This is a genomic window from Mesorhizobium sp. LHD-90 (genome assembly GCF_030929505.1).
Lineage (GTDB): Bacteria > Pseudomonadota > Alphaproteobacteria > Rhizobiales > Rhizobiaceae > Kumtagia.
Genome location: NZ_JAVFVV010000012.1, coordinates 47,510 through 68,368, shown reverse-complemented (window position 1 = coordinate 68,368; position 20,859 = coordinate 47,510). Strand labels below are relative to the sequence as shown.

The following is a 20,859-nucleotide window of genomic DNA, read 5'->3' as shown; positions in this document are numbered from 1 at the left end:
TTTCTCCCCGCTTGCGGGGAGAGATGCCCGGCAGGGCAGTGAGGGGCAGCGCCGGACAAATTCAGTGCAACGCCCGTGCGTCCTCTCGTCCTCAGATGTCACGCACGTCCACGCGCTCGATCTTGCCTTCCGCATTGAGGAAAATCGTCTCCTCGCCCTTGCGGATCAGCTTTTCGCCAGTCGTTGCGCTGGTCGCCTCCAGATGCCAGCTTGATTTGGCCGACGTCTCGCTAAGCTTCGTAAAGCTGTCGTCGTGCGCGACCTGGTCGGGATACTCGTCAAAATATTTGTGGAACGCTGCCATGATCGCCGCCTTGCCTTCCAGCGCGCCGACCTTCTGCGACCCATAGGTCGCATCGTCGGCGAAAAAATCCTCGATCACGGCGTAGTCCTGCTCGTTGACGGCGTCGTGGAAGCGGCGGAGAACGTCGACCGGATCGCTCATGCCTCGATTCCCCGCGCGGCAAGATCTTTTCGCAGCGTCGCAGCGTCGGTGAAAAGCACTGCCTGCCAGCCCGCCGCGATCGCGCCGTCGACGTTCTTCTGGCTGTCGTCGATGAACAGCGAGGCAGCGGGCTCCAGCCCAAAGCTGGCGACGTGGTGCTCGTAGATACCGCGTTCCGGCTTGATCATGCGCACGTCGCCGGAAACCGTCACGCCGCGCGGGCGGTTGAGGAAATCGAAACGCCGGCGCGCCTCCACAAAAGTGTCGGAGGCGAAATTGGTCAGCATGGTCACGTCGTGCCCGGCTTCGATCAGCCCTTCCATGATCTCGACGCTGTCGTCATAGGCGTGCGGCACCATCTTGTGCCAGTGGCGCCGGAAACCGCGGATGTTTTCTTCATGCGCTGGGTGCATCTCGATCAGCAAGGCCTCGGCTTCTTGCCAGGTGCGGCCGCGGTCCTGCTCGATGTTCCAGTCCGGCGTGCAGACATTCTCGAAGAACCATTTGCGTTCCGCCGCGTCCGGGATCAGCCCGCTGAAAGCCAGGTCCGGATCGTAGTGGATCAGCACCTTGCCGATGTCGAACACGATGTGACGGACTTCGCTCATGAGAACCTCAGGGACGTTTCGGCTTCTTGGTGGCGCCGGGGATGGCGGCCTCGATAGCCTTTTTCATGACCGTGGGCAAAGCCTCGCCGGCAATGTCGGCGGCCGCGACCCAGCGGTGCCCGGCCGGCGTAGAAATTTCGCCGACATCAGCGCGGCGCACTTCGAGATCGAGTTCGAAATGGGTGAAGACATGCGAGATGGCGCCGGCCTTGCGCCAGCCCGCCGCGAAGGGCGGTTTGCCGTCGCCGCCGGTGCCGCCGCGGCCTTCGCTCCAGCCGGTGGTTGGCACTTCCGTCATGCCGCCGAGCAGGCCTTTTTCCGCCCGCGTGCGCATCAGCACCGCGCCGTCACGGCGAACGGCAACATAGGCGATGCCGCTGCGCTTCGGTCTGTCGGCCTTCGGCGCCTTGAGCGGCAGCAGTTCCGGATCGCCGGAAAGGATCGCCCGGCAATCCGGCCGCAGCGGGCAGAGCATGCAGCGCGGCCGTTTCGGCGTGCAGATGGTCGCGCCGAGATCCATCGTTGCCTGGGCAAAGTCACCCGGCCGACTGGCCGGCACCAGTTCCGCCACGCGCGCCTTGATTTCAGGCTTGGCGTCGGGCAGCGGCGTGCGGATGTCGAACAGCCGCGCCGTCACCCGCTCGACATTGCCGTCGACCACCGCCGCTGGCCGGCCGAAGGCGATAGCCGTGATCGCTGCGGCCGTGTAGGCGCCGATGCCGGGCAGCGCGCGCAATCCTTCTTCGCTGTCGGGAAAGCCGCCCGGCAGCGTCGCGACCAGATCTGCGCAGGCCTTCAAATTGCGCGCCCGCGAATAATAGCCGAGCCCGGCCCAGGCCCGCATCACGCCGTCGTTCGACGCGGCGGCCAGCGCCTTCACATCCGGCCATTTGGCGAGGAAGTCGCGAAAATAGGGTTTTACCGCCTCGACCGTCGTCTGCTGCAGCATGACCTCCGACAGCCAGACATGGTATGGATCGGGGCGCACGCCGCGCGCCAGATCGGCCGGCGGCACCCGCCACGGCAGGTCGCGATGGTGATTGTCGTACCAGGCGAGCAGGCGCACGGCGATGCCGTCGTCGCGGCTGCCGGTTTTGGGTGTTGCGAGGCTGGCGGTGGCCATAGTGTCCGGATATGGCTCGGAGCTGGCGGGTTGTTGATGCGGAGCACGACATGGCAGGGAAAAGGCCGTTCGGCAATCCGGTTCCGGTGAGCGATCTCGCCGCCGCGATTCTCGATCCTGTCTTGCGCAAGCGCGCCGGCCTGTCGATCGGTCTGGTCCAGTCGTGGGAAGAGATCGTCGGGCCGCGCATCGCCGCGAAATCGCGGCCCGAAAGACTGCAATGGCCGCGCCGCATGGGCGAGGACGATCCGTTTCGGCCTGCCACCCTCATCGTCGCGTGCGAGGGGCTGGCGGCGCTGCATCTCCAGCACGAGAGCGGCGAGGTGATCGGTCGGGTCAATTCTTTCCTCGGCTTCGAGGCTGTCGACCGTATCCGCATCGTCCAGAAGCCTGTGCTCGCCATGGAGAAGCCGGCGCGGCGCGTGCCGCGTGCGCTGTCTTTCGCCGAAAAGGCCGAGATCGCCGCGCGCGTCCAGCCGATCGAGGACGAGGGCCTGCGCGGCGCGCTGGAAAAGCTCGGCGCCTCGGTACGCGGTTCGCGCCGGCGCTGAACCGCGACATGTTGTCGAACTGACGCGAAACTCTCGTTTTCGTGAAGCTTCCCCCCGCGAACCGGCTTGGATTGCGCTGCGCAATGCCTTATTTCGCGCCAACTCTCGCTTTTTCGTGATTTCCGTTCACATCATCCAGAACTCCTTGCAGGTGATTCGCATGCTTCGGTCGTTGTCGCGTAGAACCGTCCTTTCGTCGCTTGCCGCCCTGTCGGCCGGCGCCGTGCTCGCCGCCTGCAGCGACAGCGGCGAAAAGGCCGAGGCCGAGACGCCTGCCGCGCCCGCCCCCGCCGATCCCGCCACGACGGCTGCCACCCCTGCGGCGAAGGCGCCCGAAGCCGCCGGCACGGTCGACATGGCAAAGCTGCTGGAGCCCGGCGCGCTGCCGGACATGGCGCTCGGCAAGGCCGATGCGCCGGTTACCATCGTCGAATACGCCTCGATGACCTGTCCGCATTGCGCGCATTTCCACGAGACCACGCTGCCGGCGCTGAAGACCAAATATATCGACACCGGCAAGGCGCGGCTGATCCTGCGCGAGTTTCCCTTCGACCCCCGAGCCGAGGGAGGGTTCATGCTCGCCCGCTGCTCCAACGACAACTATTTCCCGATGGTCGACGTGCTGTTCAAGCAGCAGCAGACCTGGGCCACGGCGGAAAATGCCAGCGCCGCGCTGCTGCAAATCGCCAAGCTGGCCGGTTTTACACAGGAGACGTTCGAGGCTTGCTTGACGGACCAGAAACTTCTGGACCAGATCAGGGCTGTCCGCGAGCGGGGATCCAACGATTTCGGCGTGGACTCCACGCCCACCTTCTTCATCAACGGGAAGCAGTACAAGGGGGCTTTGTCGATTGAGGAAATGTCGGCGATCATCGACGGCATGCTCTGATCGTACGCACCGCCCGGCGCCTGCCGGACGCAACCCTTGCGCGCGCCATGAGGCGTGCGCATGAAATTCAACCGTCTTCGCCTTCTCGGCTTCAAGTCCTTCGTCGAGCCCGGCGAATTCGTCATCGAGCGCGGCCTGACCGGCATCGTCGGGCCGAACGGCTGCGGCAAGTCGAATCTGGTCGAGGCGCTGCGCTGGGTGATGGGCGAAAGCTCCTACAAGAACATGCGCGCGTCCGGCATGGACGACGTCATCTTCTCCGGTTCCGGCACAAGGCCGGCGCGCAACACCGCCGAAGTCACGCTGTTCCTCGACAATTTGGACCGCACCGCGCCGTCGCCGTTCAACGACGCCGACGAGTTGCAGGTGTCGCGCCGTATCGAGCGCGAGGCCGGCTCCGTCTACCGCATCAACGGCAAGGAGGCGCGCGCGCGCGACGTGCAGCTCCTGTTCGCCGACCAGTCGACCGGCGCGCGCTCGCCGTCCATGGTCGGGCAGGGCCGCATCGGCGAGCTGATCCAGGCGAAGCCGCAGGCCCGCCGCGCCCTGCTGGAGGAGGCCGCAGGCATTTCCGGCCTGCACACCCGCCGCCACGAGGCCGAATTGCGGCTGCGCGCCGCCGAGCAGAATCTGGAGCGGCTGGACGACGTGGTCGGCGAATTGGAAGGCCAGATCGAGAGCCTGAAGCGCCAGGCGCGCCAAGCGGCGCGCTTCAAGAATCTATCCGCCGACATCCGCAAGGCGGAAGCCACGCTGCTTCACCTGCGCTGGACGGCGGCCAAGGCGCAGGAAGGCGAAGCAAAGTCGGCGCTTGCCGTTGCCACCTCGCTGGTCGGCGAACGCGCGGCCCAGCAGATGGAGGCTGCGAAAGTTCAAGCCGTTGGCGCCCATCATCTGCCGGCGCTGCGCGATGCCTCGGCGGTCGCCGCCGCGACGTTCCAGCGCCTGTCGATCGCCCGCACCCAACTCGACGAGGAGGGCGAGCGGGTGCGCGCCCGCCAGACCGAGCTGTCGCGGCGGCTGGAGCAACTGGCAGGCGACATCGCCCGCGAGGAGCGGATGATCCGCGACAATGCCGACGTGCTCGCCCGTCTCGGTTCGGAGGAAACTGCGCTGAAGGCCGAGGATGCCGGCGCCGGCGAGCGCGAGGCGGAAAAGCAGGCGGCGCTCGACCGCGCCGCCACCGTGCTCGCCGCAGGCGAGGCGGCGTTCGCCGCGTTGACTGCCGAACGCGCCGAGGCGACGGCGGCGATCGGCCAGATCGAGCGCGCGCTGCGCGAAAACACCGAGCGCCGCGACCGGTTTGCCCGCCAGCTCTCCGAGATATCCCGCGAGGCGGCCGATATCGCTGCCAAGATCGGCGCCTTGGCCGACCCGGTCGAAAAGCGTCGTCTGGTGGACGCGGCCATGGCCGCCGCCGACGCGACCGAGAAGGCGGCCGGCGCTTCCGAGGCCGCCGTCGGCCAGGCCCGCACGGCCGAGACCGCCGCGCGTCCGCCGGTGCAGGAGGCGCGCGCCGCGCTCGCCCGCATCGAGACCGAGGCGCGTACGCTGGCCAAAATCCTCAATGCTGGCGGCGGCGGGCTTTTTCCGGCCGTGCTGGAGCAGATCGGCGTCGACCGCGGTTACGAGACGGCGCTGGGGGCGGCGCTCGGCGAGGATCTCGACGCGCCGATCGACCGAAGCGCGCCGGCGCATTGGGGCGACAGCGCGGTTGCGGCCGACGATCCCGTCCTGCCGCGAGGCATCGCCAGCCTAGCGAGCGTCGTGCGTGCCCCGCCGCAACTGGCGCGGCGGCTGGGGCAGATCGGCATCGTCGAGGACGCCGACGGCGCGCGTCTTCAGCCTCTGCTGAAACCCGGCCAGCGGCTGGTGAGCCGGAAAGGTGCCTTGTGGAGGTGGGATGGCTTTGTCGCCGGCGCCGATGCGCCGACCGCCGCCGCGCAGCGGCTAGCTCAGAAGAACCGGTTGCTCGAACTGGAGGTCGAGGCGCGGCAAGCCGCCGAGCGGGTCAAGACGACGGAAGCAGCACTCGCCGCCGCCGAGGCGGCCGTGAAAGCAAGGGTCGATGCCGAGCGCCAGGCGCGCGACGCGTGGCGCAATGCCCAGCGCCTGGTCGGCGAGGCGCGCGACGCGCTGGCGCGGGCCGAACGTGCCGCCGGCGAACTGTCGGCGCGCCGCGCCGCGCTTGACGAGGCGCAGGCGCGTGTCGGCGCCGACCTTTCGGAAGCCGAGACAGCCGTCGCCGAAGCGCAGGCCCGTCGCGCCGCCGCGCCTGATGTTTCCGCCTTGCAGGCGAAACTCGAGCAAGCGACGCAGGCCGTGTCGCGCGAGCGCGCCGCCGTTGCCGATGCGCGCGCGACCTTCGACGGCCTCAAGCGCGAGGCCGCCGCCCGCACCCGCCGGCTGGAGGCGATCGCCACGGAGCGCGCGACCTGGAAGAACCGCGCCGAAAACGCCGACTTCCAGATCAAGGCGCTGGCGGACCGGCGCGCCGAGGCGGACGCGGAACGCCAGAAGATCGCCGACGCGCCCGACGAAATCGACCAGCGCCGCCGCGCGCTGCTCTCGGAACTCTCAAAGGCCGACGAGGCGCGCAAGCAGGCGTCCGATGCCCTTCAACTTGCCGAGACCAAACAGGTCGCGCTCGACAAGGCCGCTACCGACGCGATCCAGGCGCTGGCGTCGGCGCGCGAGGGGCGTGGCCGCGCCGAGGAACGCCTGACCGCTGCGGATGACCGCCGCCGCGAGATCGAAGAGCGCATCCAGGAGGCGCTGAACACGCCGCCGCATCTGGTCCTGCGCCTGACCGGCCTCGAGCCCGACGCCCCGCTGCCCGACATCGCCGAGGTCGAGCGCCAACTTGATCGCCTCAAGGTAGAACGTGAGCGTCTGGGGGCGGTCAATTTGCGTGCCGAGGAAGAGCAGCGCGAGCTTTCGGAACGGCTCGAAACCATCGTCTCCGAGCGCGAGGACGTGATCGAGGCGATCCGGAAACTGCGGCAGGCGATCCAGAGCCTCAACCGCGAGGGCCGTGAGCGCCTGCTCGCCGCGTTCGACGTCGTCAACGAGCAGTTCAAGCGGCTGTTCACCCATCTGTTCGGCGGCGGCACCGCCGAATTGCAACTGATCGAATCCGAAGACCCGCTGGAGGCCGGCCTGGAAATCCTCGCCCGCCCGCCGGGCAAGAAGCCGCAGACCATGACGCTGCTCTCCGGCGGCGAGCAGGCGCTGACGGCGATGGCGCTGATCTTTGCCGTCTTCCTCACCAATCCCGCGCCGATCTGCGTGCTTGACGAGGTAGACGCGCCGCTGGACGACCACAATGTCGAGCGTTTCTGCAACCTGATGGACGAGATGGCGCGCACCACCGAGACGCGTTTCGTGATCATCACCCACAATCCGATCACCATGGCGCGCATGAACCGGCTGTTCGGCGTCACCATGGCTGAGCAGGGCGTGAGCACGCTGGTTTCCGTCGACCTGCAGACCGCCGAGCAACTGCGCGAGGCGGTCTAAGTGCTGGGGACAGTTTACTTTTTTCGGCTAGCGCGACGTCTGGGCCGCTCCGACCCTGCTGCCGAAACAAACTAAACGGTCCCCTGGCGCGATGCCTTCGATGTCGCTTCTGGAAAATTTCTGGCTGCCGATGTCGGGATGTTGGGGCCCCGGCCGTCCTTAGGCCGACTTCATTCGATACATGCCTTCGGGACATTGAGCGGAATCTTCGCCGCTATGACAGCGGCGGAACAATCCAGGCTTGCCGTCTTCGGAACCATGCGAATGGTCGAAACACGTGAGGAGAAAGATCATGAGAAAAGTCATCGCCGCCACCTTCCTCAGCATCGACGGCGTCATGCAGGCGCCGGGCGGCCCGGAGGAAGACACCGACGGCGGCTTCCGCTTCGGCGGCTGGACCTTCCACTACTGGGACGAGATGATGGGCAAAGTCATGGACGAATCGTTCGGCAAGCCCTTCGACCTGCTGCTCGGACGAAGAACCTACGACATCTTCGCAGCCCACTGGCCGCGCGTCCCGGAGGACGATCCGATCGGGAAAAAATTCAACGCCATCACCAAATACGTCGCCACATCGTCGCCCACGACGCTGTCGTGGAAGAATTCCGAATGGCTCGGCGAGGATGCCGTCGCCGGCGTCGCCAAGCTGAAGCAGCAAGACGGTCCCGATCTGCTCATCCAGGGCAGCAGCCAGTTCGTCCAGGCCCTGCTCAAGAACGACCTGATCGACGAATACAAGCTCTGGACATTCCCGGTCGTGCTCGGCGGCGGCAAGCGCTTGTTCGGCGAGGGCTCGCTCTCCGGCGCCATGAAGCTCGTCGACAGCAAGGTCTCGACTACCGGCGTGGTGATCGGCACCTATGTCCGCGACGGCGAGGTCAAGCAGGGTTCTTTCGCGCTGGAATGAGTGTTTGCCACGGCCGCCGCCTGCGATCAGGCGGCGGCGGAACTGTCCTCAGGCCGTCCGTCGCTCCATATGGGCGCCATGCTGATCGCCACTTACAACATCAACAACGTCAATCGGCGCCTCGCCAATCTTCTCGCCTGGCTGCGGGCGAGGCAGCCGGATGTCGTCTGCCTCCAGGAACTCAAGTGCCTGGACCGCGACTTTCCGGCTTCCAAGCTGGCGCAAGCCGGCTATGGCGCCGTGTGGCTAGGGCAGAGGACCTGGAACGGCGTTGCAATTCTGGCGGGCGCCGCCGAGCCGGTGCTGACCCGCACCGCGCTTCCGGGCGACGACGCCGATCTGCAGAGCCGCTACATCGAGGCGGCAGTCGGCGGCATTCTGATCGCCTGCGTCTATGCTCCCAACGGCAATCCGCGGCCCGGTCCGAAATTCGACTACAAGCTCGCTTGGCTTGAGCGGCTGCGCCTTCACGCCACGCGGCTGCGGCGGACCGGGGCGCCCATCGTGCTTGCCGGCGATTTCAACGTCGCGCCGACGGAGCTCGACATCTATCCGACGAATTCATGGGACGAAGACGCACTGGTCCAGCCGGAGAGCCGTGCCGCCTTCCGCAAACTGGTGGGCCGAAGTTGGACCGACGCGATCCGCGCCCTGCACTCCGAACAGCGCATCTATACTTTCTGGGACTACAAGCGGAACCGCTGGGCGCGTGACGCCGGGCTGCGCCTCGACCACCTGCTGCTGTCGCCCGACCTTGCCGGCCGCTTGGTGGCGGCAGGCGTCGATCGGGAGGCGCGCGGCCTCGAGGACGCGAGCGATCACGCGCCGGCATGGGTGGTGCTTGGGGCGGGGCAGGCCTGATCGTGCTGTATAGAGCATTTCCGGGTAAATCCGGGTCGCTCTGCCGGAGGGCATTTGGCCCAAGGTCGAGGGTTTCGGCGAAGGTCGTATCGGTGATACGGCCGAGCCGGAGCCGACGGATTTGGGTCAAATGCACCCGGCCCGAAGGGTTTCCCGCTGGCGGGCGCCCGCTGCGTCGGCACGCTCGGCCGTGGCGCCGCCACGACCTTCGCGCCTCTCCTGGCGGATCGCCTCGCCATCGGAGAAACAGAGCTGACCCGGATTTGCCCGGAAATGCTCTCTATGCCCGCCTCACTCCCGCGCGGTCCTGAAGCGATCGTGTCTTGCTCGGGCGCTTTTCGGAACTATCATTCCGTCATGTGAAAACCACCATCGAAGGCTTCAGCTTCTGGCTCGCAATTGCGGCCGGCAGGGCTGACCGGGACCGCCCGGGTCGGCCTGGACGCCGTGATGCCTTGCCTGTGCGAACGGCTCGCGCCGCTGCGCGTGCTGGCAGCGCGGCGGACCCCATATGCGGCAACCGGATCAGGATATTCAAGCGATGACGATTTTTGTCCTGCCCGTCCTCTGCGCCGGCTTGCTGCTGGCCGCACCGGCGGTTGCCGGGATGGCCGCGCCGGCGGCGCCCACGGTCTCGGCCGGACGGTTGGAAAATGTGCCGATCGCCGTTCCGCGCGGCACGCCGGAGGCGGTGGTCGTATACCTGTCCGACCGCTCCGGCTGGAAGGCCTCGGACGACGCGGCGGTCGATGCGCTGCAAGCGCAGGGCGACGTGGTGCTCGCCGTCGACCTCGCGCGCTATGCCGAAAAGCTCGACGCCGACACCGGCGAGTGTCTCTCCGTCGTCGGCGAGATCACCGATCTCGCCAAGGCAGCGCAGCGGCTGCTTGGCATCCAGGCCTATCTGCCGCCGATCGTCGTCGGATCGGGGCAGGGAGCCACCTTCGCCTATGCCGCGCTGGCCGACTCACCGGCCAACACGCTGGGCGGCGCGGTCGCCTCCGGTTTCACCAACCGGCTGGACCTGAAACTGCCCTTCTGCCCGGGCGCCTCCTCGAAGAAACGCGAGGACGGTGGCTACAGCTACGGTTTCGACATCGACGTGCCCGGCCCCGCACATCTTTTCGTGCCGTCCGAGACGGTGGACGCCGTATTGAACCGTGCCCAGGCGCGGCAGAACCTGACCATAGACGCCCTCGACGACGGCGGCGAGCCGGTACAGATCGCCGGCGCGGTCGCGCAGATCGCCGGCGCCGCAAGACCGCTCGGCGGCCTGCCGGCCATCGACCTGCCGGTCCAGGGCCCTTCGAAGGCAGTGGCCGTGCTGGTCTCCGGCGACGGCGGCTGGCGCGATCTCGACAAGACCATCGGCGAATGGCTTGCCGCCCAGGGCGTGCATGTCGTCGGGCTCGACGCGCTGCACTATTTTTGGACCAAGCGCACGCCGCAGGAACTCGCCGCCGACATTTCCGGCATGCTGCGGCGGGCCGATCCAGACCAGAAATTGCCCGTCATGCTGATCGGCTATTCCTTCGGCGCCGACACCATTCCGTTCGCCTATCCGCTGCTGCCGAAACTGCTACAGGAACGCACGAAGCTGATCGCGCTGATGGCGCCGGGACAGACGACCTCCTTCCAGGTCACCATTTCGGGCTGGCTCGGCATCGACGACGTCGGCTACCGGATCGTGCCGGCGATCGCCGCGCTTCCCGCCGCCAGCGTCATATGCGTCCATGGCGAGGACGAGGTCGGCAGCGCCTGTCCCGATCCGGCGCTGAAGGAGACGACTGTGATCAAAACCTCCGGCGGCCGGCATTTCGACGGCAACTACGAGGCGCTAGGGCAGCAGTTTCTGGATCGGATGAGAAATTAGTTCTGGCCACGAGTGGCTGGGGCGCCAGGATTCGAACCTGGGAATGTCGGTACCAAAAACCGATGCCTTACCACTTGGCGACGCCCCAACAGCCGGCGCAAGCGCCGCGAACGCCGCCTTATAGGCAGAGTGCCGGTGAAGCGCAATCAGGTATCGCAGCCGCCCCTCACCGGCCTCCGCTTCGCTCGGCCACCCTCTCTCCGCTGGGGAGAGGAGGTTTGCCGCCGGCTGCGCCAATCCCTGATGGGCGAAGGCTGGAGCGCTGCCGCTGACGACCTCCTCTCCTCAACGGGGAGAGGTCGCCCCGAGCGAAGCTAAGGGCGGGTGAGGGGGCGATGTTCGCTACTCTCCCCACACCGCCAGTTCGTTCCCGCCGGGGTCGACGAAATGGAACCGCCGGCCACCGGGGAAGGAAAAGATCGGCTTGACGATCTTTCCGCCCGCGGCCTCGACAGCTTCCAGCGTCTCCTCAAGCGACTCCGAATAAAGCACCGGCAGCGGTTTTTGCACGGCCTCGGCGCTGTCGGCTTGGAAACCGCCTTCAAGTCCCTCGTCGAAAGCCGAATAGGTCGGCCCGTAGTCGGTGAACGACCACGAGAAGGCCGCGCTGTAGAAGGCCTTCACGCTGTCCAGCGTGCCGCGCGAGGCCGGCATTTCGAGATAGTCGAGCTTTCCCGTCCGTTTCATCGCATGCCCCTGTATGTTCCTGATATGTTCTATATCCTCGACAGCCGGATTGCAAGCCGCGAAACCATTGGAGCTTCTAATCGATTGTAGGCTTTCCACCGGCCTTTGTGCACTTGTCTTTCGCACTGCACCACAATATCGCTGCCGGAAAGGCCGGCGGTCGAGGCGAGGAACGAGCATGACCAAGTGGGTTTACACCTTCGGCGACGGCGCAGCGGAAGGCCGCTCGGGCGACAGAAACCTGCTCGGCGGCAAGGGCGCCAATCTCGCCGAAATGTGCAGCCTCGGCCTGCCCGTTCCGCCCGGCTTCACCATCACGACGGAAGCCTGCAATTTTTTCTATGCCAACGGCAACAGCCATCCCGGCGAGCTGAAAGCGCAGGTGAAGGCCGCGCTGGCCGAGGTGGGAAAGATCGCCGGCAAGCGATTCGGCGATCCTGAAAACCTGCTGCTGGTTTCCGTTCGCTCGGGTGCGCGCGCGTCCATGCCCGGCATGATGGACACGGTGCTCAATCTCGGACTCAACGATGTAACCGTGGAGGCACTGGCGAAAGAGTCCGGCGATGCCCGCTTCGCTTATGACAGCTTCCGGCGTTTCATCCAGATGTATTGCAACGTCGTGCTCGGCCTCGACCACGAGAACTTCGAGGAAATCCTGGAGGACGAAAAGGCCCGCCTCGGCTACGAGCTCGACACCGAATTCTCCGCGAAGGACTGGCAGGGCGTGATCGCGCTGTACAAGGCCAAGGTCGAGGAGGAACTCGGAAAGCCGTTTCCGCAGGACCCGGACGAGCAACTGTGGGGCGCCATCGGCGGCGTCTTCTCGAGCTGGATGAATGCGCGCGCCATCACCTATCGCCGCCTGCACGACATTCCCCAAAACTGGGGCACGGCGGTGAACGTGCAGGCCATGGTGTTCGGCAATATGGGCGAGACCTCTGCCACCGGTGTCGCCTTCACCCGCAATCCATCGACAGGCGAGAAGGCGCTCTATGGCGAGTTTTTGGTCAACGCCCAGGGCGAAGACGTGGTGGCTGGCATCCGCACGCCCCAAAACATCACCGAGAAGGCACGCATCGCCGCCGGCTCGGACCGCCCGTCGCTGCAAAAGCTGATGCCGGCAGCATTTTCCGACTTCACGAAAATCTGCGAGCGGCTGGAAAAGCACTATCGCGACATGCAGGACCTCGAATTCACCATAGAGCGCGGCAAACTGTGGATGCTGCAGACCCGCTCCGGAAAACGCACCGCCAAGGCGGCGCTGAAGGTCGCGGTCGACATGGCGAATGAAGGGCTGATTTCGCAAAAGGAAGCGGTGGCGCGCATCGACCCGGCCTCGCTCGACCAGTTGCTGCATCCGACCATCGATCCCAAGGCGGAACGCAACGTCATCGGCATGGGGCTACCCGCCTCGCCGGGTGCCGCCACCGGCGAGATCGTATTTTCCTCCGCCGAGGCCGAGGATGCGAAGAAGGCCGGCCGCAAGGTCATCCTGGTTCGGGTCGAGACCAGCCCGGAGGACATTCACGGCATGCATGCCGCCGAGGGCATTCTCACCACGCGCGGCGGCATGACCAGCCACGCCGCGGTGGTGGCGCGCGGCATGGGCAAACCCTGCGTGTCCGGCGCCGGCACGCTGCGTGTCGACTATCGCCAGGGCACGCTCGTCGCCATGGGGAACACACTGAAGAAGGGCGAAATCGTCACCATAGACGGGGGCACCGGCCAGGTGCTCAAGGGCTCGGTGGCGATGCTGCAGCCGGAGCTTTCCGGCGACTTCGCCGCGATCATGGAATGGGCCGACAAGGCGCGCCGCATGAAGGTGCGCACCAATGCCGAAACGCCGGCGGACGCCCGCATGGCGCGTTCCTTCGGCGCCGAAGGCATCGGGCTCTGCCGCACCGAGCACATGTTCTTCGATGGCGACCGCATCGTCGCCATGCGCGAGATGATCTTGGCCGACAACGAGAAGGGCCGCCGCGCCGCGCTGGACAAGCTCTTACCCATGCAGCGCTCCGACTTCGTCGAACTGTTCGAGATCATGGCCGGACTTCCCGTCACCATCCGCCTGCTCGACCCGCCGCTGCACGAATTCCTGCCCAAGACCGAGAAGGAATTCGAGGAGGTGGCGGCGGTGCTGAAGGTGCCGGCCGAAAAGCTGCGCCAACGCACCGAGGCGTTGCATGAGTTCAACCCGATGCTCGGCCATCGCGGCTGCCGGCTGGCCATCTCCTATCCCGAGATCGCCGAGATGCAGGCGCGCGCCATTTTCCAGGCGGCCGTGGAGGCAGCCGAAAAGACCGGCAATCCGGTGGTGCCGGAGGTCATGGTGCCGCTGGTCGGGCTCAAGACCGAGCTGGATTTCGTCAAGGCGCGCATCGACGCGGTGGCGCAAGCCGTCATGCAGGAGACCGGCAAGACCATCGACTATCTCAGCGGCACGATGATCGAACTGCCGCGCGCCGCCATCCGCGCCGGTGTGATCGCCGAGAGCGCCGAGTTCTTCTCCTTCGGCACTAACGATTTAACGCAGACCACCTTCGGCATTTCGCGCGACGACGCCTCGATGTTCCTGGAGAGCTACCGCCAGAAAGGCATCGTCGAGCAAGATCCGTTCGTGTCGATCGATGTCGACGGCGTCGGCGCGCTGGTGCAGATGGCGGCGGAAAAGGGCAGGGCGACCCGCCCCGGCATAAAACTCGGCATCTGCGGCGAACATGGCGGCGACCCGGCCTCGATCCATTTCTGCGAGACGGTCGGGCTGGATTATGTCTCCTGCTCGCCCTTCCGCGTGCCGATCGCGAGATTGGCCGCGGCGCAGGCGGCGGTGGGGAAGAAGTGAGGACGGGCCGGCAACTCAAGCCAGTCCGTTTCTGACCACCTCTGCCTTCATCCAGTGCGTGCCGCTCTGGACGTGGCCTTCCCTCACATATTTACCCACCCGCGCCGGCATGTCGCTTTCCGCGAACGCGCCGGCGTCTCGCACTACAAAACCCTCCTGCTGGCGAAGATCGAGCGATTTGGCCAGTTCCTCGAATAGTCGGGGGCGATAGGCACCGCGAAAAAGAATGGGCACCGGCGTGATGCCCAGGTCAGCAAAACGTTCGGTCGTGTCGTCCCACGATTGAACGATCTCGCCGACAATCCACGCGAAACCCAGGAAGTAGGATGGCAGGCAGTCATAGCCGACGGAATGCCGGGCAAACAGGTATTCGCCGACCACGCGCTCGTCCTGGGATAGTTGCGTCGATATTCCGGCCGCAAAGGCTTTCAGCCAGTCACGCGAAGGATGATAGCGGCTGTCCAGGCTGCGGGCATGGTTTCCCTGCCGATGGATGGTCGTGTTCTCGCCATCCATCTTTTCCGTGACGACCAACTCGCTGGCGATCAGAGCGTCGATGCTCTGCATCACCTTGTCGTCGCTGGTGGCGCCCGGCGAAATCGGCAGGTGATAGGTTCGTCCATATTTTTTTTTCATCCGCACGGCGTCCAAGCTTGGGCTGGCCAGTTCTGGGCTTTCCGAAACAGGCTTTGCAAGGGCCAAGCGCCTGACCATAACTTTTCCGCGGCGGAGACAAGGATTTTTCCGTCGACGATTGCTCGGTTTCAAGCATGCCCGCCCTCTTGGCAGTTCGCATCGGATGCGCAACATACGCCCGGTGGGCGGCTTCGGGGGGGAGCGGCCGAGGCGGGCAAAGATGGCGCGGTTCAGCCGATTTCTTTTCGCGGTCGCGGCGGCGGGTTTCCTGATCGTGCTCGCGGCGTCGCTGATGGGTTTTGCCGCCTATCAGGTCGGCGCGGCCTTCGTTGCGCTGCCGACGGTGCTCGCCTCGGGCGACTTCGGCTACACCATCATCGACTCGATCGGCTATGTCGTCATCGCCATCGCCATCATCGATGTCGCGAAACATCTGATCGACGAGGAGGTGATGGGCCGCCACGATGCGGCGTCCGGTTTTCGCGAGAATTTCCCGAAGTTCATCGCCATCATCTCCATCGCCATTTTTCTGGAGGGCCTCATGCTGGTCTTCAAGACCACGCAGGACGACATCAAGCTTTTGGTCTATCCGGTGCTGCTGCTTCTGGTCGGCGTGGCGATGACGGTCGGCCTGGCGATATTCCAGCGGTTCGGTGCCCGCGGCGATACGGCAACGCGGCGGCCGGCGGAATAGGGGGACGGACCGGGCGTTGACGCCCCTCATCGCCTTGCCCGGCTCTCCTCGACGCCGCGGCCTTTGCCATCATCCCGCAGTTACCTGAAAACGACGGCTTTCGGATAACATTGATATTGCAAGGAGATTGAGTTTGTAATACGTTATCCGAAAATCGAATTTTTCGGATAACGTAGATGGTTGACCATCTCGATCAAGCGACGCAAACGGTTTTTGCAGATCTCAATCAACGAGTGATCGATGCGGCATTCGATGCCGATTACCCTGCCAATGGAAGCTTCTCGAAACGGCTGATCCGGGGTCGGGAATACTGGTATTACAGCGGCTACGATACGCTGACCGGCGAAAAGACCAGAAAATATGTCGGGCCGGCATCGGATCCGGAGATTTCAGCAAGGGCGATTGCGTTCGATCGAACCAAGACAGCCTTCAAGACCCGCCTCGAAGCCGTCCGCATGTTGCGCGCCGCCGGTCTGCCCGAGCCAGACGGCATGACGGGCGCGATCGTCGACAGGCTCGCCAGGGGAGGCTTTTTCCGGCTGCGCGGCGTGTTGGTCGGAACCATTGCCTTCCAGACCTATCCGGGTCTTGTCGGCGCGCGTCCCGACAGGTTCCTCCAGACGGGCGACGTGGACCTTGCCCAGGACCACGGAATATCGGTGGCCATCGCGGACACGATGGAAAATGTCCTCGATCAGATGACGGAAATCGATCCGACATTCCGTCCTGTTCCCAGCCTGCAGGGCGGTGGCAAGACATCGGCTTTCGTCAATGCGAAGGGTTACAGGGTCGAGTTCCTCGTTCCCAATCGCGGCTCGGACGATTATCAGGGCGATCTGACGCGGATGCCGGCGCTGGGTGGCGCCGCGGCGCAGCCGCTGCGTTTCCTGGATTTTCTCATCCGCGGCCCCGTCCGCTCCGTGCTGCTTTATGGCGGCGGCGTATCGGTCACCGTGCCGGCGCCCGAACGTTATGCAGTGCATAAACTGATCGTGGCGACGCGCCGCAAGGATCGCGAGAAGATCGCCAAGGACATCGGCCAGGCCGCGTTTCTGATCGAGGCTCTCGCCCCGTTCCATGCGTTGGAACTGACCGACGTCTGGATCGAAGCCTGGCAGCGCGGGTCGAAATGGCAGGAGGCATTGACCCGGGGAAAAATGATGCTGGCGCCGCAGGCCGCGGACGTGCTCACGGAAGCCGTGGCGAAGGCAGCTCCTCGCCTCGCTGCCAGCCCGGCCGCCATCGGATTTGCATAAAGAACAACGCGGCCGGGCGCGCACGCGTCGCGACGTTGGAGCGCCGATCCACTCGCGACGCAGCCGTCACCGAACCTTTATCTGCACCTTGTTAGGATAGAAGGCGCCGTGGTCCTTGATGGCGATGGTTTCGTCATAGGGCGCTTCATAGGCCCACATGGCGTTCTCGCCTTCCCCGCCCGCTGGCTTGACACTCCAGTAGCTGGCGTCGCCCTTGTAGGGGCAATGCGTCGAATGCTCGGCCTTCGACAGTTTCGCGAAATCGATGTCGGCGAAAGGAATGTAGAGCACCGGCGGGTAGGGCGTCTCGGTCAGCACCTTTGCGTGCGACGACCGGGCGATCTCGACGCCGCCGGCGCTGACGCTGACCGTGCCCTCGTGCGGCTCGATGGTGATGATCTTTGATGGGTTCTTGGCAAAGCCGGGGGCTGGATTGGAGCTCATCTGAAAATCCCTTCGATCTCGCGTCGCGCAGCCGAACGCCTGATGTGGGGTATTTTCGAGTGGTCGCAAGGGCAAGTTGGCAGGAGCCTGCAGCGGCTCGGCAATCGTTGAGCGTCTAGGGTCTGTAGAGATTCGGATTGGGGCGAGTCGAATATGGCGGATTCTGAGAACCGGAACGGAGTGTACGTTCTGCTACACCGGAAGCGCAGAAAGCCGCCATTTGCAGACCGCCATGGCTTGGATATCGACAGACCCTAAGCCGCCGCTGCAAAAACCTCCGCCAGCCCGGCATAGGATGCGGCGATCCCGGCCACCGGGTTCTTGCTGTCGGCCGCCGGCTCGACACGCAACTCGCCGCCGGAGACCGGCAGCGACAGGATCAGGAAGTGGCGTGCTTCGCCTTCGCCGACCGAGGCCGCCGCGACGTGCTCGCCGTTGCCTTCCGCATCGAGGCGCATTTTGAACAGCATGGTTCCGTCGACGCCGTCGAGCGCCTCCGACACGATTTCCTCGAAACGTTCGTCGCTGACGGCGGCCGCCTCGGCAGCCGGCAGGTCCTGCTCCGCCGTTTCCTCGTCGACCGCTGCGTCGAGTTTCTCGACAGGTTTCTGCGCGTCCATGACAAACCTCGCGCTTGCCTACTGATACTCCCGCCCGTTCCCATGCTTGGCGCGGACATTGGCCGGAATGTGACGCTGCCGGCTTACCGAAGGTCATGGAAGCCTTTGGTATGAGGCTGCGGGCTCTGGACATCGCGCCGCCTTCAACCCAAAATTCGCAGCAAGAACAAAAGGGAGGAACGTCGATGCTCGGTCTCATGCAGCCGTGGCCGCTGCTTTGCCACAAGATTCTCGACTATGCCGCCGCCCAGCACGGGCAACGCGAGATCGTCTCCCGCTCGGTGGAGGGGCCGATCGTGCGCACCACCTGGTCCGGAGTGCGGGAAAGGGCGCTCAAGGTCGCGCAACGTCTCGAACGCGACGGTTTCGGCCTCGGCGACCGCATCGCCACGCTGGCCTGGAACACGGCGCGCCACCTGGAAGTCTGGTACGGCATCATGGGCGTCGGGGCGATCTATCATACGCTCAACCCCCGGCTTTTCCCGGATCAGATCGTCTGGATCATGAATCACGCCGAGGACAGGCTTCTCTTCGTCGACCTGACTTTTTTGCCGATCGTCGAGAAATACTGCCCGAGCGTGACATCGGTGAAGAAGGTCGTGGTGCTGACCGACCGGGCCCACATGCCGCAGACTTCGCTGCCCAACGCGGTTCCGTATGAGGAATGGCTGGCCGAGGCCGACGGCGATTTTTCTTGGAAAAGTTTCGATGAAAACACTGCCGCCGGCATGTGTTACACCTCCGGCACGACCGGCGATCCCAAGGGTGTGGTCTACAGCCACCGTTCCAACGTGCTGCACGCGATGATCGCCGCGATGCCGGATTCCATGGGCATTTCCACACGCGACACGGTGCTGCCGGTGGTGCCGATGTTCCATGCCAATGCCTGGGGCCTGGCGCAGAGCTGTCCGATGGTCGGTACCAAGATGGTGATGCCCGGCGGCAAGATGGACGGCGCTTCGATCTACGAGTTGCTGGATTCAGAGCAGGTCTCCTTCACCGCCGCCGTCCCGACCGTCTGGCTCATGCTGCTTCAGCATCTCGAGCAGACGCGAAAGAAGCTGCCCTATCTCAAAAGAGTGGTCATCGGCGGCTCCGCTTGCCCACGCGCCATCACTGAAAAATTCCAGAACGACTACGATGTCGAGGTCATCCACGCCTGGGGCATGACCGAGATGTCGCCGCTCGGCACGCTCTGCACCATGAAGCCGGAATATGACGGGCTCGAAGGCGAGGCTCGCCTCGGCATCCAGCAGAAGCAGGGTTATGCGCCCTTCGGCGTCGAGATGAAGGTCACCGACGACGACAATCGCGAGCATCCCTGGGACGGCAAGACCTTTGGGCGGCTGAAGGTGCGCGGCCCGGCGGTTGCCGGCGCCTATTACGGCGGCGCCAGCGAGGAACAGTTCGACACCGACGGCTGGTTTGACACCGGCGATGTCGCTCATATCGACGCCCATGGCTACATGCAGATCACCGACCGGGCCAAGGACGTCATCAAGTCCGGTGGCGAATGGATATCGAGCATCGACCTGGAGAATCTCGCGGTCGGGCATCCCGATGTCGCCGAGGCTGCCGTGATCGGCATCCACCATGCCAAATGGGACGAGCGGCCGCTGCTGGTGATCGTGCGAAAACCCGGCAAGGAGCCGGCCAAGGAGGACATCCTTTCCTTCATGCAGGGAAAATGCGCGAAATGGTGGATGCCGGACGACGTCGCCTTCGTCGCCGAGATTCCGCACACGGCGACCGGCAAGATCCAGAAGATCACCTTGCGCGAGCAGTTCAAGGATTACCGGCTGCCGACCGACGTGTGATGGCGTCCCGTTCTTGCGGGGAGAAGTGCCCGGCAGGGCGATGAGGGGCGGCGCGGACCGTCACGACGAGTAGCCGATAATGTCAGCCCGGCCGGAATTCGCCGTCGAATGCCGGCGGACCGTCCGTCGCGATCGCGCCGCGCGCCGCCAGGTCCTCCAGATGCGCCAGCACCGACATGCCGGCCGCGCCGAACAGGCGCGGGTCGGTGTCGCGATAGATCGCCTTGACGATGTCGGGAATGCGTCGGTCGCCCTGCACGATGCGCTCGAGAATGGCGCGTTCCCGCATCTTGCGGTGCGTCTTCAGCCCGCGCACGAAGGTCTTGGGGTTTTCGATCGCCCCGCCATGGCCGGACAGATACAGCCGGTCGGTGTCGCGCTCCAGCAGGCGGTCGAGCGAGGCCATGTAGTCGGCCATCGCCCCGTCGGGCGGCGCCACGACCGTCGTCGACCAGCCCATCACATGGTCGCCGGAAAACAGGATGCCGGTGCCCTCCAGTGCGAAGGCGGCATGGTTGGCGGCATGGCCCGGCGTCAGCACGGCGCGCAGCGCCCAGCCGTCGCCCTCCACCAGTTCCTGGTCGGCCAGCGCCCGGTCGGGCCGGAAATCGACGTCGTTGCTGGCGTCCAGCCGATAATCCTCGCCGGCATTGACCGGCCGGGCAGGGCGGTGCGGCCCCTCGGCCAGCAGCCGCGCGCCGGTCGCCTCGGCCAGCGGTTTTGCCAGCGGCGAGTGGTCGCGGTGCGTGTGGGTGACGAAGATATGGCTGACCGGCCGCCCGTCGATCGCCCGCAGCAGCGCCGAAAGATGCGAATCGTCCGGCGGCCCGGGATCGATCACCGCGAGTTCGCGCGAGCCGATTATGTAGCTGTTGGTGCCGTGGAAGGTGAACGGGCTGGCGTTTGGGGCGGTGACGCGAACAATGTTTTCGGCGACTTCGACCGCCTCGCCGTGCCTGGGGTCGAACCGCATGTCGAATTCCAACGCCATCTGACTGCATTCCGTGCTTGCGGAACAGGGTCCCGAAAAACGGTTTGCCGCTTAACACGGAAGCCAATATACGGAAAGCGACAGCCCGCCCGCCGG

Annotated in this window: 18 protein-coding genes and 1 tRNA gene; 10 read left to right on the top strand and 9 right to left on the bottom strand. The window is 65.2% G+C overall.

Annotated features, from left to right (window positions below; translation table 11 throughout):
- Positions 1-91 precede the first annotated feature (91 nt).
- The 3 genes from RB623_RS17990 to RB623_RS17980 are packed head-to-tail and all read right to left on the bottom strand — an operon-like array spanning position 92 to position 2,176.
- The gene (locus RB623_RS17990) at positions 92-445 is read right to left on the bottom strand and encodes a nuclear transport factor 2 family protein (RefSeq protein ID WP_308058290.1); all 354 of its coding nucleotides are present in this window, start codon (positions 443-445) and stop codon (positions 92-94) included.
- Positions 442-1,053 carry an HAD family phosphatase gene (locus RB623_RS17985; protein ID WP_308058289.1) on the bottom strand — a complete coding sequence of 204 codons (612 nt, stop codon included), beginning with the start codon at positions 1,051-1,053 and terminating at the stop codon, positions 442-444. The genes RB623_RS17990 and RB623_RS17985 overlap by 4 nt, the downstream gene beginning before the upstream one ends.
- Before the next feature lie 7 nt (positions 1,054-1,060).
- Complete coding sequence (locus RB623_RS17980) at positions 1,061-2,176, bottom strand: A/G-specific adenine glycosylase (protein ID WP_308058288.1); 1,116 nt, start codon at positions 2,174-2,176, stop codon at positions 1,061-1,063.
- Positions 2,177-2,226: 50 nt separating this feature from the next.
- Here RB623_RS17980 and RB623_RS17975 point away from each other — a divergent pair, with 50 nt between their 5' ends.
- From RB623_RS17975 to RB623_RS17950, 6 genes are all read left to right on the top strand, one after another.
- Positions 2,227-2,727 (top strand): DciA family protein, encoded by a 501-nt coding sequence (locus RB623_RS17975; protein ID WP_308058287.1) that lies wholly within the window; start codon positions 2,227-2,229, stop codon positions 2,725-2,727.
- Between the two features lie 160 nt (positions 2,728-2,887).
- Positions 2,888-3,616: a DsbA family protein gene (locus RB623_RS17970; protein ID WP_308058286.1), complete on the top strand. Its 729-nt coding sequence runs from the start codon at positions 2,888-2,890 to the stop codon at positions 3,614-3,616.
- A 60-nt stretch (positions 3,617-3,676) separates the two neighbouring features.
- Complete coding sequence (gene smc / locus RB623_RS17965; protein WP_308058285.1) at positions 3,677-7,135, top strand: chromosome segregation protein SMC; 3,459 nt, start codon at positions 3,677-3,679, stop codon at positions 7,133-7,135.
- 292 nt (positions 7,136-7,427) lie between these two features.
- Complete coding sequence (locus RB623_RS17960; protein ID WP_308058284.1) at positions 7,428-8,042, top strand: dihydrofolate reductase family protein; 615 nt, start codon at positions 7,428-7,430, stop codon at positions 8,040-8,042.
- 78 nt (positions 8,043-8,120) lie between these two features.
- On the top strand, positions 8,121-8,903 hold the full coding sequence (gene xth, locus RB623_RS17955) for an exodeoxyribonuclease III (RefSeq protein ID WP_308058443.1): 783 nt from the start codon (positions 8,121-8,123) through the stop codon (positions 8,901-8,903).
- Between the two features lie 541 nt (positions 8,904-9,444).
- Positions 9,445-10,776, top strand: coding sequence for an AcvB/VirJ family lysyl-phosphatidylglycerol hydrolase (locus RB623_RS17950; RefSeq protein ID WP_308058283.1), 1,332 nt, complete (start codon positions 9,445-9,447; stop codon positions 10,774-10,776).
- A gap of 13 nt (positions 10,777-10,789) precedes the next feature.
- Here RB623_RS17950 and RB623_RS17945 read toward each other — a convergent pair.
- Both RB623_RS17945 and RB623_RS17940 read right to left on the bottom strand, forming a co-directional pair.
- Positions 10,790-10,864 (bottom strand) — tRNA-Gln (locus tag RB623_RS17945).
- 254 nt (positions 10,865-11,118) lie between these two features.
- On the bottom strand, positions 11,119-11,463 hold the full coding sequence (locus RB623_RS17940) for a VOC family protein (protein WP_308058282.1): 345 nt from the start codon (positions 11,461-11,463) through the stop codon (positions 11,119-11,121).
- 178 nt (positions 11,464-11,641) lie between these two features.
- Between RB623_RS17940 and ppdK the strand changes: the two genes are divergently transcribed.
- A complete protein-coding gene (gene ppdK / locus RB623_RS17935) occupies positions 11,642-14,305 on the top strand; it encodes a pyruvate, phosphate dikinase (protein ID WP_308058281.1) in 2,664 nt (887 codons plus the stop codon).
- A 15-nt stretch (positions 14,306-14,320) separates the two neighbouring features.
- Here ppdK and RB623_RS17930 read toward each other — a convergent pair whose 3' ends face one another.
- The gene (locus RB623_RS17930; protein WP_308058280.1) at positions 14,321-15,019 is read right to left on the bottom strand and encodes an RNA ligase family protein; all 699 of its coding nucleotides are present in this window, start codon (positions 15,017-15,019) and stop codon (positions 14,321-14,323) included.
- Positions 15,020-15,161: 142 nt separating this feature from the next.
- Here RB623_RS17930 and RB623_RS17925 point away from each other — a divergent pair, with 142 nt between their 5' ends.
- Both RB623_RS17925 and RB623_RS17920 read left to right on the top strand, forming a co-directional pair.
- Positions 15,162-15,635, top strand: coding sequence for a GNAT family acetyltransferase (locus RB623_RS17925; RefSeq protein ID WP_308058279.1), 474 nt, complete (start codon positions 15,162-15,164; stop codon positions 15,633-15,635).
- Between the two features lie 176 nt (positions 15,636-15,811).
- Positions 15,812-16,891: a GSU2403 family nucleotidyltransferase fold protein gene (locus tag RB623_RS17920; protein ID WP_308058278.1), complete on the top strand. Its 1,080-nt coding sequence runs from the start codon at positions 15,812-15,814 to the stop codon at positions 16,889-16,891.
- Between the two features lie 66 nt (positions 16,892-16,957).
- Here the strand turns inward: RB623_RS17920 and RB623_RS17915 are convergent, their stop codons facing one another.
- Both RB623_RS17915 and RB623_RS17910 read right to left on the bottom strand, forming a co-directional pair.
- Entirely contained in the window at positions 16,958-17,335 is a 378-nt protein-coding gene (locus RB623_RS17915) for a DUF427 domain-containing protein (protein WP_308058277.1), read from the bottom strand.
- A 254-nt stretch (positions 17,336-17,589) separates the two neighbouring features.
- Complete coding sequence (locus tag RB623_RS17910; RefSeq protein ID WP_308058276.1) at positions 17,590-17,955, bottom strand: hypothetical protein; 366 nt, start codon at positions 17,953-17,955, stop codon at positions 17,590-17,592.
- A 185-nt stretch (positions 17,956-18,140) separates the two neighbouring features.
- Between RB623_RS17910 and RB623_RS17905 the strand changes: the two genes are divergently transcribed.
- Positions 18,141-19,772 (top strand): fatty-acid--CoA ligase, encoded by a 1,632-nt coding sequence (locus tag RB623_RS17905; RefSeq protein WP_308058275.1) that lies wholly within the window; start codon positions 18,141-18,143, stop codon positions 19,770-19,772.
- A gap of 82 nt (positions 19,773-19,854) precedes the next feature.
- On the opposite strand, the gene RB623_RS17900 is transcribed toward RB623_RS17905, so the two are convergent.
- Positions 19,855-20,763, bottom strand: coding sequence for an MBL fold metallo-hydrolase (locus RB623_RS17900; protein WP_308058274.1), 909 nt, complete (start codon positions 20,761-20,763; stop codon positions 19,855-19,857).
- Positions 20,764-20,859: the final 96 nt, after the last annotated feature.

Excerpts from the sequence above, each read along its gene's own strand:
- RB623_RS17990 (WP_308058290.1), bottom strand. The coding sequence starts at position 445 with ATGAGCGATCCGGTCGACGTTCTCCGCCGCTTCCACGACGCCGTCAAC.
- RB623_RS17985 (WP_308058289.1), bottom strand. The coding sequence starts at position 1,053 with ATGAGCGAAGTCCGTCACATCGTGTTCGACATCGGCAAGGTGCTGATC.
- RB623_RS17980 (WP_308058288.1), bottom strand. The coding sequence starts at position 2,176 with ATGGCCACCGCCAGCCTCGCAACACCCAAAACCGGCAGCCGCGACGAC.
- RB623_RS17975 (WP_308058287.1), top strand. The coding sequence starts at position 2,227 with ATGGCAGGGAAAAGGCCGTTCGGCAATCCGGTTCCGGTGAGCGATCTC.
- RB623_RS17970 (WP_308058286.1), top strand. The coding sequence starts at position 2,888 with ATGCTTCGGTCGTTGTCGCGTAGAACCGTCCTTTCGTCGCTTGCCGCC.
- smc (WP_308058285.1), top strand. The coding sequence starts at position 3,677 with ATGAAATTCAACCGTCTTCGCCTTCTCGGCTTCAAGTCCTTCGTCGAG.
- RB623_RS17960 (WP_308058284.1), top strand. The coding sequence starts at position 7,428 with ATGAGAAAAGTCATCGCCGCCACCTTCCTCAGCATCGACGGCGTCATG.
- xth (WP_308058443.1), top strand. The coding sequence starts at position 8,121 with ATGCTGATCGCCACTTACAACATCAACAACGTCAATCGGCGCCTCGCC.
- RB623_RS17950 (WP_308058283.1), top strand. The coding sequence starts at position 9,445 with ATGACGATTTTTGTCCTGCCCGTCCTCTGCGCCGGCTTGCTGCTGGCC.
- RB623_RS17940 (WP_308058282.1), bottom strand. The coding sequence starts at position 11,463 with ATGAAACGGACGGGAAAGCTCGACTATCTCGAAATGCCGGCCTCGCGC.
- ppdK (WP_308058281.1), top strand. The coding sequence starts at position 11,642 with ATGACCAAGTGGGTTTACACCTTCGGCGACGGCGCAGCGGAAGGCCGC.
- RB623_RS17930 (WP_308058280.1), bottom strand. The coding sequence starts at position 15,019 with ATGGTCAGGCGCTTGGCCCTTGCAAAGCCTGTTTCGGAAAGCCCAGAA.
- RB623_RS17925 (WP_308058279.1), top strand. The coding sequence starts at position 15,162 with ATGGCGCGGTTCAGCCGATTTCTTTTCGCGGTCGCGGCGGCGGGTTTC.
- RB623_RS17920 (WP_308058278.1), top strand. The coding sequence starts at position 15,812 with ATGGTTGACCATCTCGATCAAGCGACGCAAACGGTTTTTGCAGATCTC.
- RB623_RS17915 (WP_308058277.1), bottom strand. The coding sequence starts at position 17,335 with ATGAGCTCCAATCCAGCCCCCGGCTTTGCCAAGAACCCATCAAAGATC.
- RB623_RS17910 (WP_308058276.1), bottom strand. The coding sequence starts at position 17,955 with ATGGACGCGCAGAAACCTGTCGAGAAACTCGACGCAGCGGTCGACGAG.
- RB623_RS17905 (WP_308058275.1), top strand. The coding sequence starts at position 18,141 with ATGCTCGGTCTCATGCAGCCGTGGCCGCTGCTTTGCCACAAGATTCTC.
- RB623_RS17900 (WP_308058274.1), bottom strand. The coding sequence starts at position 20,763 with ATGGCGTTGGAATTCGACATGCGGTTCGACCCCAGGCACGGCGAGGCG.